A 12,284-nucleotide genomic window follows, 5' to 3' on the forward strand; every position below is an offset into this window, starting at 1 on the left:
GCAATAGCGCCCTTCCGGTCCACTGTCGATTGCTTTGTGGCCTGATTTTGGTAGTGAGGGCCAGAGCCTGATATCGCCCGGAGAAGCAGACCATGACGCCAGGAATTCGCCCGCTCGTCGCCGGCAACTGGAAAATGAACGGCACCAGCGCCTCGCTGAACGAGCTCAGGATGATCGGCAACGGGTTCATGAGCGGGCTCGACGCCGAGACCGAGGCGCTGGTCTGCGTTCCCGCGACGCTGCTTTCCCATGCAGCGGAGATTCTGTCGCGCACGCCCGTCCATGCTGGCGGTGAAGACTGCCACACCAAGGAAAGCGGCGCCTACACCGGCTGCATCTCGGCGGAGATGCTGAAAGACGCGGGCGCGAGCCATGTCATTGTCGGCCATTCCGAATGCCGCGAACAACGCGGCGAGGACGATGCGACGGTCCAGGCCAAGGCAACCGCGGCGTGGCGCGCCGGATTGGTGGCCATCGTTTGCATCGGCGAGACGCAGCAACAGCGCGAAGCGGGCGCCACGCTCGACGTGCTGTCGCGCCAGGTCGCCGGCTCGGTGCCGCCGAGTGCCACGCCATCGAACACCGTCGTTGCCTATGAGCCGGTATGGGCGATAGGCACCGGCCTGACGCCGACCGCGGCCGATGTGGCCGAAGCGCATGCGCATATCCGCGAAAAGCTGTCGGAAAAGCTTGGCGCCGCCGCTGCCAGGATACGCATCCTCTATGGCGGCTCGGTCAAGCCGTCCAATGCGGTGGAACTGCTGGGTGTCAGGAATGTCGACGGCGCCCTGGTCGGCGGCGCCAGCCTGAAAGCAGCTGATTTCCTGGGTATCGCTGAAGCCTATCGCAGCATTCCCGGCTGAGATCCATGACGCTGGACGGGGCTCGTCCCGTCCAAATTCGTTGCAAAGGGCGCGTTGCTTCCCATATTCCGGCCACGGGCTTGGAAATGCCGTGAAAGCATTGTATTGAGCCGCCTCCAATTCACCGGTCGTGTCCGCGGCCGGGCAAGGCCTTGCCAGGATAAACTATGCAAACCGTACTGATCGTCATCCATCTCATGGTCGTGCTCGCCCTGGTCGGCGTGGTGCTGCTGCAACGCTCCGAAGGTGGCGGCCTTGGCATTGGTGGCGGATCGGGCTTCATGACGGCGCGTGGCGCCGCCAATGCGTTGACGCGGGCGACGGCGATCCTGGCTGCGGCTTTTTTCGTTACGTCGCTGACGTTGTCGATCATTGCCCGCTACGGTGAGAAGCCGATCGACATTCTCGACCGCGTTCCCGCGACTTCGGATGGTGCTGGCAAGGGCGTACTCAATCAATTGCCCGGCACGACGACCCCAGCGCCCGCCGGCAATGCCACGCCGACGCCGCCATCCGGCAATGACGCAGCGGCGAAGCCTCCGGCAACGGCCCCGGCGACTGCGCCCGCTGGCGGCGCGACGCCGCCAGCAAGCAACGGCACCACCAACACCGCGCCGGCGACACCGCAAGTCCCCAACCAGTAAGCTCCACCTGGTCCAAGCCGCGATCTGTGATCGTTTGAACACAGTCGCGGCAAATGCTGCGTGATCACGAAGATTCGACGGGCAGCAGCGTGGTCGCGCGCTTGAGGCATACGCGCTTATTCGACTATAGATTGCACGCGGCATTTTCGGTGTCCTTGGGGGGCGCCGGGCGACGCCGTGGGCAACAAGCATTGAACGATCGGATCTTCGCCATGCAGCTTCGCAGCTTCATTTTCCTGGGACTTTGCGCCGCACTCGGCCTGAGTTCCCCGGCTTCCGCCGGCGTGCCGGCCAATTTGGCCGCCAACCAGTCGGTCGACAAAACCGACGCCATCAACGTCGCAGCCAAGAGCGATGCGGCGCAACTGAAGCTTCTCAAGAAGAAGAAAAACCCGACACCGGACGATCTCGCCCAGATCAAGAAGATCGAGGCCAAGATCGTTGCCGACAAGGAAGACGCCAAGGCCAAGGCGCTCGAGGCCAGGAAGCTGGCGATGCGTGAAGCAGCCAAGGCCAGGGCCGACGCGGACCGGCAGGCCTTCCTGGCCCAGAAGGGCAAGACTGCTCCGGCAACCAAAGTGGCCGAGGCCAAGCCTGCCAAGAAGACCACCAAGGTGATCGAGCCGATTGAACCGATTACGCCAATCCAGTCGGCCGAGCCGCTCCCGGCCGAGGCGATGAACGTCGCCTTGACCGGCAACAATGGCGAACTGCGCAGCGAGGTCGTCGGCCAGACGCGGCCGAGCAGCGGTGGCCTGTTCGCCGGCCTGTTCGGCGGCACCTCGTCCGGCTCGTCGATCAGCTACCTGCCCGAGACGCGCGCGCTTGACGCCGCACTTGCCAGGAAGGATGCCAAGAAGCCGTTCAAGGTGAAGCCGGAATTCGTGCCGCAGGACGTGGAGTTCACCGGCTACGATGCCGGCACAATTGTCATCGACACCAGGGCGCGGCGCCTTTATCTCGTCGAATCATCGACGACAGCGCGTCGCTACGCGATCGCGGTCGGCCGTGAGGGACTGCAGTTCAAAGGCACGGTCGCCGTTGGCGACAAGCAGGAATGGCCGCGCTGGATCCCGACGCTCGACATGCAGAAGCGCGAACCGAAGCATTACGCGCAGTACAAGGACGGCATGCCCGGCGGTGGCCAGAACCCGCTCGGCGCGCGCGCCATCTATCTCTATGACGGCAAGAAGGACACGCATCTGCGTATCCACGGCACCATCGCGCCGCAGTCGATCGGCACCAGTGCCTCCAATGGCTGCTTCCGCATGATGAACGAGCACGTCATGGATCTGTACAGCCGCGTCAGGGTCGGCACCAAAGTCGTCATCATCTGACGTTTTCACCATCATGCCGAAGGGCCGGCCCAGCCGGCCCTTTTGTTTTGCCTCGTTCACGATCAAGCCTGTTCGGTCGTGATCCCTGGACAAATGGAAATCGTTTGTCCGAGAAAACCGGATTCCAATTTTCGGGATCATGGTCCAAGCGCCTTTTTGGGAAAAAGCCTTCGCGGTGGTTTTTTCTCTGGCGGAATCAATCCGGCCGCGTTAAGCGATGACTCCCATGGCGCGATATGTATTCATCACAGGCGGCGTGGTTTCCTCACTTGGAAAAGGCATTGCCGCAGCGGCCCTAGGGGCTCTCCTGCAGGCGCGAGGTTATCGCGCACGCATCAAAAAACTCGACCCTTACCTCAATGTCGATCCCGGCACGATGTCGCCGTACCAGCATGGCGAGGTGTTCGTCACCGACGATGGTGCGGAGACCGACCTCGATCTTGGCCATTACGAGCGCTTCACCGGCCGCTCGGCCAATCAGCAGGACAACATCACCACCGGCCGGATCTACAAGAACATCATCGAGCGTGAGCGGCGCGGTGACTATCTCGGCGCCACCGTCCAGGTCATCCCGCACGTCACCGACGAGATCAAGAATTTCGTCCTCAACGGCAATGACGACTATGATTTCGTGCTGTGCGAGATCGGCGGCACGGTGGGCGACATCGAGGCGATGCCGTTCCTCGAGGCGATCCGCCAGCTCGGAAACGATCTGCCGCGCAACAATGCCGTCTATGTGCATCTGACCTTGATGCCCTACATTCCGACGGCGGGTGAGCTGAAAACCAAGCCGACCCAGCATTCGGTCAAGGAATTGCGCGGCATCGGCATCGCGCCCGACATTTTGCTGGTGCGCGCCGACCGTGCCATTCCCAAGGAAGAGCGCAGGAAACTGTCGCTGTTTTGCAATGTCAGGGAAAGCGCGGTCATCCAGGCGCTCGACGTGCCGCACATCTACGACGTGCCGATGGCCTACCACAAGGAAGGGCTTGATTCGGAAGTGCTGGCCGCCTTTGGCATCGATCCTGCGCCGAAGCCGCGCATGGAGCCCTGGCAGAAGGTCTCCGACCGCATCCACAGCCCGGAAGGCGAGGTGACCATTGCCATCGTCGGCAAGTATACCGGCCTCAAGGACGCCTACAAATCGCTGATCGAGGCGCTGTCGCATGGCGGGCTCGCCAACCACGTCAAGGTCAAGCTCGACTGGATCGAATCGGAGATCTTCGAAAAGGAAGATCCGACGCCGTGGCTGGAAAAGGTGCATGGCATCCTGGTTCCCGGCGGCTTTGGCGAACGTGGCTCCGAAGGCAAGATCCTGGCGGCGAAGTTCGCGCGCGAGCGCAAGGTACCGTATTTCGGCATCTGCTTCGGCATGCAGATGGCTTGCATCGAGGCGGCGCGGTCGCTGGCCGGCGTCGAGCATGCGTCCTCGACCGAGTTCGGCCCGACCAACGAACCGGTCGTCGGCCTGATGACGGAATGGCTGAAAGGCAACATGCTGGAAAAACGCCGCGAGACCGGCGACCTCGGCGGCACCATGAGGCTCGGCGCCTACCAGGCCGATCTCGCCAAGGGGTCCAAGATCGCCGATATCTATGGCGACACGCAGATTTCCGAGCGCCATCGCCACCGCTACGAGGTCAATATCGACTACAAGGAGCGGCTTGAGGATTGCGGTCTGGTGTTTGCCGGCATGTCGCCGGATGGCGTGCTGCCGGAAACGGTGGAATATCCAGATCATCCCTGGTTCATCGGTGTGCAGTATCACCCCGAGCTGAAGAGCCGGCCGCTCGATCCGCATCCGCTGTTCGCCAGCTTCATCGAGGCAGCGGTGGAACAGTCGCGCCTGGTCTAGGCGTCCTCCAAGCGGCCTCATCTCATGCAGACCTATGTCGCGCTCCTCTACAGCATCATTCTGGGCGAGGGGCGCCGGGTCGTCATGGCCGACCTCAAGGCAATGGCGGAAGGCCTTGGCCTGAGGAATGCCCGCACGCTGGCAGCGACGGGCAATCTGGTTTTCGACGCGCGGGCGACCGATATCGGCAAGTTGGAACAGCGGCTGGAAACGGCCTTCGAAAAAACCTTCGGCCGCCATGTCGACATTATCGTGCGCGCCGGCGAGGGATGGCTGAAACTTGCTGCCGGCAATCCATTCCCGGCGGACTCAGCCGCGGCAGGCGACCAGGTGGCCGTAAGGGTGATGCGCAACCCTGCGCCCGCCGATGCTGTCGCCGCACTCCAGGCCTATGCCGCCGAGGATGAAAAGGTATTTTCAGTCGGCGGCGACATCTGGGTCGTCTTTTCGCGCGAGAGGCCGAGTTCACGGCTGCTCGCGGCGATGAACCACAAGCGTCTCGGCACCGGCACCACGCGCAACTGGAACACAGTGCGCAAGCTGGCCGACATGGTAGGGCAGTAGGGCAGTAGGGCAGTAGGGACCTATTCCCTGCTCGCTTACTGCCCTACTGTGTTATTCCCTTGTTCAGGCCTTCGCCGTCCTGGCGCCCGCACCCACGGCGGCGGTGCGCAGCACGTAGTAGATGACGCCGGCGATGGCGACACCGAAGAACCAGCCGTAGACGCCCCACCAGGCAGGCAGCCAGTTGGTGAAGTTCGGCAGGATCGACGAGAAGACGGCACCAATGCCGGCGGCGATGAAGGCATTGACATGCCAGCCGCCCTGGAAACGGAACTCGCCATCCTCGCGATAAAGCGCCTCGACGTCGACCTCGCCTTTGCGGATCAGATAGTAGTCGACCATCATGACTCCGAAGATCGGTCCCATCGTCGCGCCGATGACGCCGACAAAATGCGCCGCGCCGCCTTCCCACGGTGCGAAGGGATAGAGCACGAGCGCGATCAGCGCCGCGATGTAGCCGCCCTTCTTGAAGTCGATCTGGCGCGGGAAGACGTTGGAGAAGTCGAAGGCCGGCGAGACGAAGTTGGCGACGACGTTGATGCCGAGCGTCGCCACCGCGAAGGTCAGCGCGGCAAGGGCCGCCAGGAACCAGCTGTCGAACTTGGCCGAGATCTGGTCGGGATGCAGCAGTACTTCGTGATAGACGTCGTAGGCGGCAATGGTGGTGACGCCAGCGACCAGCGAGAACAGGATCAGGTTGACCGGCAGGCCCCAGATGTTGCCCTTGCGCAGCGCGGCCTTATCCGGCGCGTAGCGGGCGAAGTCGCAGAAATTGAGATAAAGCGCCGAGAAATAGGTCACCCAGATCGCGGCAACCCCGAAGAGTGCCGTCCACGATCCGGGGTCGCCCGGAATGCCGGCATCGGCGGTCTTTTCGCGCAGCACATCCATTGGAATATCGCTGGTGAAGGCGAAGGTCCCTGACTTGACGCAGAGATAGATGGCAAGGAGCAGCATCATCACCCAGACCGCGGGCCCGGCCCAATCCTGGAAGCGGCGTACCGTTTCCATGCCTTTCTGGATGATCAGCAACTGCAGCGCCCAGATGATGACGAAGCAGATCACTTCCAGCGTGGAATGGCCGAGAAGATGCGAAGTCTTGTTGAATTCGTCGAACCATTGCATGCGGGTCAGCAAGGCCACGATCGCGCCGGATGCGGCCGCCGTTTGCGCGCCGTACCAGAAGCAGGCGACGATGGCGCGCACCAGCGCCGGTATGTTGGCTCCCCACACCCCGAAGGAGGCGCGAGCAAGCACGGGGTAGGGCACGCCGGTCTTCACGCCGGCATAGCCGACCATGTTCATCAGCGCGTAGATGATCAGAGACCCGATGCCGATGGCTATGATGAAATTGACGAAGCCGCCGCAGAACAGAAACAGGCTGGCGGCGAGATAATAGCCCCACAGGCTATGGACGTCCGACGTCCAGACGTTGAAGATCGAAAACGCTCCCCAGTTTCGAACTTTGGCGGGAGCGAGGTCCTCATTGTACAGGCCAGGCGATGCGCCTTGTATCGTCATTGCAATATCCCCTTCTTGCAGCACGCGCCCTCACGCGTGGAGCTAAGAGGTTACGCCTGACGCTGGGGAACCGACAAGCAATCCATTTGCCGGCTTTGACCTTAAAGATATTCAATATGAACCGCGATTATCGACGGATCGCATTGGTGGGCCGTTGTTGAACAGGGCGGTCCGGTGATTCGGATTCGGCAACGACGGTTCGGCCTAGGTGATGGCCATTACCCGCTTGTGGTCCTCGACTTCGGACAATAGCCAATCCTGAAACAGGCTGGTGCCTGGCTTGTTGCCGATGCTGCGAGGCCGGTGCAGATAGATGCCTGCCGGGTAGGTGTGGCGGGCACGAAACGGGGCGACAAGCTTGCCTTGCTCAAGAAAGTCCTGTGCCATCATCGTGTCGGCAAGCGCTATTCCGGCGCCATTGATCGCCTCGCGCATGATCAGCGTGCAATCATCCAGCGTCGTGCTGGATTTGGGCGTCGTATCCGAAACACCTTCCTGCTCCAGCCACCGCTTCCATCGCATGGTCTCGCATTCATGGATCAGGTGGTGATTGACCAGGTCAGCGGGCGATCGCAGCGGCACAGGCCCATCGAGCAATGAGGGCGCGCAGACAGGCGTCAGTACCACCGGAATGAGCAACGTCAGAGCCGGGCCGGCCTTGTAGACGAACTCGTCGACAATGGCCAAATCGAAGTTGGCGGGCTTGCCTGATGTCGAGATCTCCAGCTCCACCGTCGGGTGCAGCCGGCGAAAGTTCGGCAAGCGGTCCGCCAGCCAAAGGTTCAGAACGACCGGCACGCACAACACCCGGACACGTTGGGTCCTGCCGTGACCCGGACCATCGGTGAGGCTGACATCGTCGGTGGCGCGCCAGATGGCCTCGAATGCCTCGGAGAGGCTGCGCGCATAATAAGAGCCCCTGATGGTCGGCGTTATCTGGCGAAATCCGCGCTCGAACAGATCCTGGCCGAGATTCCTTTCAAGCGCACGGATGTGGCGGCTTATGGCCGAGGGCGTCAGGTGCAGTTCTTCGGCCGCATCCTTGATGCTGCCGAGACGTGCGGCGGCCTCGAAAGCGCGCATGCCATTGAGTGACGGTAAGGCCATGGGCCAATCATGAATTGTCAGTTGAGTTTTTGTCAATCGACTTGGGCAAAATTGGCGTTTGATCGCCTGGCCTGTTCGGGGATACCCAAGGACAAGAGCGACTAAGTCGCCGTCCAAAAACAATTATTTGGGGCCTCCGGCACCGTTCCACCAATGGCGGAGGCCGGCCTGATCGGTTCCACCGCCGCGGTGGAAGCATTGCGCACATCAGCAAATGGGAGAACCACCGCATATGCCTCAATCGCCAGTGCCGGTCTTCGAAACGGTGGACGAGATTTCCGCGGAAGCCTCTGTCGTCGTGATCTTGCAAACCGCCCAGACAGGCTTTGGCCCCCGGGCAGCGGCGCTGGATGCTGAAATGGGCGGGGTTCTGTCCCGCGCCTGCTCCGACCCGGCCGCATTGGCCGAATCCGGGACCTGCATCGATCTCATCGCCCCCCAGGCCGTATCGGTCCGGCGCGTAATCGTCCTCGCCCTGGGCAAGGCGGAAGCCGTGAGCGCCCTGTCATTGGCGCGCGCCGGCGGTCTGCTTGCCGCTCATTTGGAAAGCAAGGGCGAATGCGCGGCCACGCTTGTCCTCGACCCTATTGCCGATGTCGGCTTGCCCGGAGCCGAGATCCTGGCGCGCGTCGCGCTTGGCATGCGGCTGCGGCGCTATCGTTTCGACATGCGCAACCGGCGCCAGGGGGCGGGAGCGGATCGAACCCTGCGGGTGCAACTGGTCGGAGCAAGCAGCGCGGAGCTGACCCCGGCGCTGGCCCGGGTCAATGCAATCGCCGATGGCGTCGAATACGCGCGCACGCTGGTCAACCTGCCGCCGAACCATCTCCACCCCGACAATTTCCACGATCATCTGGAGCCACTGCGCGAGGCCGGCATCGACATCGAAATACTCGATGCCGCGCAACTGAAAGAGCTCGGCATGAACGCGCTGCTGGCGGTCGGCTCCGGCTCGGCGCGGCCGCCACGGGTGGCCGTGCTGCGTTATCGCGGCAAGGGTGCTCCCTCGCAACCGCTGGCATTCGTCGGCAAGGGCGTCTGTTTCGATTCCGGAGGCCTCTGCATCAAGCGCGGCGAGCAGATGTTCGACATGAAGGCCGATATGGGCGGGGCGGCGGCGGTGGTCGGCCTGCTGATCGCGCTCGCCCGGCAAGGCAGCCCGGTACACGCCGTCGGCGTCCTCGGTATTGCCGAGAACATGCCGTCCGGCACCGCTCTCAAACCGCGCGACATCATCACGACAGCCTCGGGACAGACCGTGGAAGTGTTCGACACCGACGCCGAAGGGCGCCTGCTTCTGGCCGATTGTCTCCACTACGCGGCAACACGCTTCAATCCGTCGGTGATCGTCGATCTGGCGACGCTGACCTATTCGGTGACGCGCGGCCTGGGATCGATATTCGCCGGCCTGTTCAGCACCGACGATGCCATCGCCGCGCAGATGATCGCGGCCGGCGAAACCGTCGGCGAGCGGTTCTGGCGGCTGCCTCTCGACCGTGCCTATGACGAGGGACTGCAATCGCCATTCGCCGACCTCCGCCACCATGCCAAGGACATGGAGGATGGCGATGCTCCCTATGCGGCTGCTTTCCTGCGCCATTTCACGGAAGACCGCCCGTGGGTGCATCTCGACATCGCCAGCAAGGAATTGACCGACACCGATCGGCCCTTGGGCAGGCAAGGTGCCACCGCCTTCGGCGTGCAGATGCTGGAAGAGTGGGTGCAGGCCGGCCGCAAGGTAAACTAGGCGCCTGCCGTCAGGGACAGGAGCGAGATGCGTTCGAACGTGATGGGAAACGGAATGTCGTCTGGGATCATTGGCAGGGAAGGGCGGGCCGCCTTCCGCAACTACGAAACCTGGTATCGGATCTCCGGCGACATCGACGCCGCCAAGGCCCCGGTGGTGATCCTGCATGGTGGACCAGGCGCCGCCCACAACTATGTCGATGCCTACAAGCTTCTTGCCCGAAGAGATCGCGCCGTCATCCACTATGACCAGTTGGGCTGCGGCAATTCCACATTGCTGCCCGAGAAAGGCGCCGACTTCTGGACACCTCGGCTTTTCATCGACGAGCTTGAAAACCTGGTCGACCGTCTTGGCATTCGCGCGGGCTTCCATGTGCTTGGCCAGAGCTGGGGTGGCATGCTGGGCGCCGAATATGCGGTCACGCGGCCGAAAGGTCTGAAGTCGCTGACCATCGCCAACTCGCCGGCTTCGATGAAGCTGTGGGTCGAAGAGGCCAACCGGTTGCGCGCCGATCTGCCCGAGGACGTGCAGGAGACACTGACCCGGCACGAGCAGGCCGGCACGACGGACGATCCGGCCTACCAGGCGGCGACGATGGCTTTCTACGAGCGGCATGTCTGCCGGGTCGTGCCGTTTCCGCCAGAGGTGACGGAGACCTTCGCCCAGGTTGTGCGCAATCCCACCGTCTATAATTTGATGAATGGGCCGAACGAGTTCCACGTCATCGGAACCCTGAAGAATTGGAGCATCATCGACCGCCTGCCGGCCATCGATGTTCCCACGCTGATCATCTCCGGACGTCACGACGAGGCCACGCCCGCGACCGTGCAGCCCTTCAAGGACGGCATCCGAGGATCGCGCTGGGAGATATTCGAGCACTCCAGCCACATGCCGCATGTCGAAGAACAGGATGCGTGCATGCGGGCGGTGGGAGACTTCCTGGACCACAACGACAACTGAGAAAAGGGGAATCAAGACATGAAGAAACTGCTCCTGGCGGCATCAGCAGCCGCATTGCTGGCCGGCACCTGGTTGGCCCCGGCACAGGCTGAATATCTCAAGGAGCACCGAGGCGGCACCATCCGCCTTCTGGCCCGCTCCGCGGCGGGAACGCTCGACCCGCACATCAATTACACCGACCAGGGCTGGCAGGTGTACCAGCCGATCTATGACGGGCTCGTGGCCTTCCGCAAGGCCGAGGGCATGGACGGCTTCACCATCGTTCCCGACCTGGCCGAGGCACTGCCCGAGGTTACCAATGACGGCAAGACCTTCACCTTCAGGTTACGCAAGGGCATCAAGTTTTCCAGCGGCCAGGATCTTGGCGTGAAGGATGTCGTCGCCTCGTTCCAGCGCATCTTCAAGGTTTCAGGGCCGACCTCCGGCACGTTCTATGCCGGCATCGTCGGCGCCGACAAATGCCTGGCCGATACCAAGGGCTGCACGCTGGAAGGCGGCGTTGTCGGCGATGAAGCGGCCGGCACCATCACCGTCAACCTCACCAAGCCCGACGCCGAAATCCTCTACAAGCTTGCCCTGCCGCATGCCGTGGTCCTGCCGGCGGACACGCCAGCCGAAGACATGGGCTCCAAACCCATCCCCAGCACCGGTCCATACATGATCTCCGCCTTCGACCCCAACAAAGGCATGACGGTTTCGCGCAATCCCAATTTCAAGCAGTGGAGCGAGGAAGCGCAGCCGGACGGCTATCCGGACGTTGTCCAATATGATTTCGGCCTGTCCGAGGAAGCGGCCGTCACCGCGATCCAGAACGGCGAAGCGGACTGGATGTTCGACGCATTGCCGAGCGACCGCCTGGGCGAACTTGGCAGCAAATCCATGGACCAGTTGCACATCTCGCCGCTTTCAGCCTGGTGGTATGCCCCGCTTAACAACCGCCTCGCTCCATTCGACAATGAAAAGGCGCGCCAGGCCGTTGCCTATGCGATCGACCGCAACACACTGGTCAAGCTTTTCGGCGGCAAGGTGCTGGCCTCGCCGGTCTGCCAGGTCCTGCCGCCGGACTTCCCCGGCCATGAAGACTATTGCCCCTTCACCAAGGACCCCGGCGCCAAATGGTCGGCGCCTGATCTCGACAAGGCCAAGCAGCTCGTCGAGGAATCGGGAACCAAGGGCCAGAAGGTGACCATCATCGTCGAGGATACCGCCATTTCCCGGTCGATCGGCGTCTATCTGCAGAGCGTGCTGACGACCATCGGCTATGTGGCCGACGTCAAGCCGATCTCGTCCAATATCCAGTTCACCTACATCCAGAACACCAACAACAAAGTGCAGATGTCCGTCACCCAATGGTACAAGGACTATCCGGCGGCTTCGGACTTCCTGAACATCCTGTTCAGCTGCGCCTCCTTCCGTGAAGGTTCGGATGCCTCGATCAACATCGCCGGCTTCTGCGACAAGGACATCGATGCCAAGATGCAAAAGGCGCTGGACCTTGGCGTGACGGACCAGAAAGCCGCCGACAAATTGTGGGCCGAAATCGACAAGCAAGTCACCGACAAGGCACCGGCCGTCGGCCTCTTCACGCCGAAGCGGCTTGACTTCGTCAGCAAACGGGTCGGCAATTTCAAGTTCAACCGGCAGTTCAACTGGATGATCACCCAGTCCTGGGTGCAGTAACGAACT

Annotated in this window: 10 protein-coding genes; 8 read left to right on the plus strand and 2 right to left on the minus strand. The window is 62.3% G+C overall.

Annotation, left to right across the window (positions count from 1 at the left end; genetic code table 11):
- Positions 1–92 precede the first annotated feature (92 nt).
- The 5 genes from tpiA to EB815_RS22205 all read left to right on the plus strand — a co-directional run bounded on the left by tpiA (position 93) and on the right by EB815_RS22205 (position 5,263).
- Complete coding sequence (tpiA, locus tag EB815_RS22185) at positions 93–863, plus strand: triose-phosphate isomerase (protein WP_056577068.1); 771 nt, start codon at positions 93–95, stop codon at positions 861–863.
- 167 nt (positions 864–1,030) lie between these two features.
- Positions 1,031–1,507: a preprotein translocase subunit SecG gene (secG, locus tag EB815_RS22190; protein ID WP_056577071.1), complete on the plus strand. Its 477-nt coding sequence runs from the start codon at positions 1,031–1,033 to the stop codon at positions 1,505–1,507.
- 212 nt (positions 1,508–1,719) lie between these two features.
- Positions 1,720–2,844 carry a L,D-transpeptidase gene (locus tag EB815_RS22195; protein ID WP_065005088.1) on the plus strand — a complete coding sequence of 375 codons (1,125 nt, stop codon included), beginning with the start codon at positions 1,720–1,722 and terminating at the stop codon, positions 2,842–2,844.
- Positions 2,845–3,061: 217 nt separating this feature from the next.
- Positions 3,062–4,699 carry a CTP synthase gene (locus EB815_RS22200; RefSeq protein WP_081294741.1) on the plus strand — a complete coding sequence of 546 codons (1,638 nt, stop codon included), beginning with the start codon at positions 3,062–3,064 and terminating at the stop codon, positions 4,697–4,699.
- A 24-nt stretch (positions 4,700–4,723) separates the two neighbouring features.
- Positions 4,724–5,263: a DUF1697 domain-containing protein gene (locus EB815_RS22205; protein WP_056577077.1), complete on the plus strand. Its 540-nt coding sequence runs from the start codon at positions 4,724–4,726 to the stop codon at positions 5,261–5,263.
- A gap of 63 nt (positions 5,264–5,326) precedes the next feature.
- Here EB815_RS22205 and EB815_RS22210 read toward each other — a convergent pair whose 3' ends face one another.
- Positions 5,327–6,784 (minus strand): NCS1 family nucleobase:cation symporter-1, encoded by a 1,458-nt coding sequence (locus tag EB815_RS22210; RefSeq protein ID WP_056577080.1) that lies wholly within the window; start codon positions 6,782–6,784, stop codon positions 5,327–5,329.
- A gap of 204 nt (positions 6,785–6,988) precedes the next feature.
- A complete protein-coding gene (locus tag EB815_RS22215; RefSeq protein ID WP_244494141.1) occupies positions 6,989–8,014 on the minus strand; it encodes a LysR substrate-binding domain-containing protein in 1,026 nt (341 codons plus the stop codon).
- 109 nt (positions 8,015–8,123) lie between these two features.
- On the opposite strand from EB815_RS22215, the gene EB815_RS22220 reads away from it, so the two are divergent.
- The 3 genes from EB815_RS22220 to EB815_RS22230 are packed head-to-tail and all read left to right on the plus strand — an operon-like array spanning position 8,124 to position 12,278.
- Positions 8,124–9,638: a leucyl aminopeptidase gene (locus EB815_RS22220; protein WP_056577085.1), complete on the plus strand. Its 1,515-nt coding sequence runs from the start codon at positions 8,124–8,126 to the stop codon at positions 9,636–9,638.
- Between the two features lie 54 nt (positions 9,639–9,692).
- Positions 9,693–10,598 (plus strand): proline iminopeptidase-family hydrolase, encoded by a 906-nt coding sequence (locus EB815_RS22225; protein ID WP_056577088.1) that lies wholly within the window; start codon positions 9,693–9,695, stop codon positions 10,596–10,598.
- A gap of 18 nt (positions 10,599–10,616) precedes the next feature.
- On the plus strand, positions 10,617–12,278 hold the full coding sequence (locus EB815_RS22230) for an ABC transporter substrate-binding protein (protein WP_056577091.1): 1,662 nt from the start codon (positions 10,617–10,619) through the stop codon (positions 12,276–12,278).
- The last annotated feature ends 6 nt before the right edge of the window (positions 12,279–12,284 follow it).

Source organism: Mesorhizobium loti (assembly GCF_013170705.1).
Classification (GTDB): domain Bacteria; phylum Pseudomonadota; class Alphaproteobacteria; order Rhizobiales; family Rhizobiaceae; genus Mesorhizobium; species Mesorhizobium loti_D.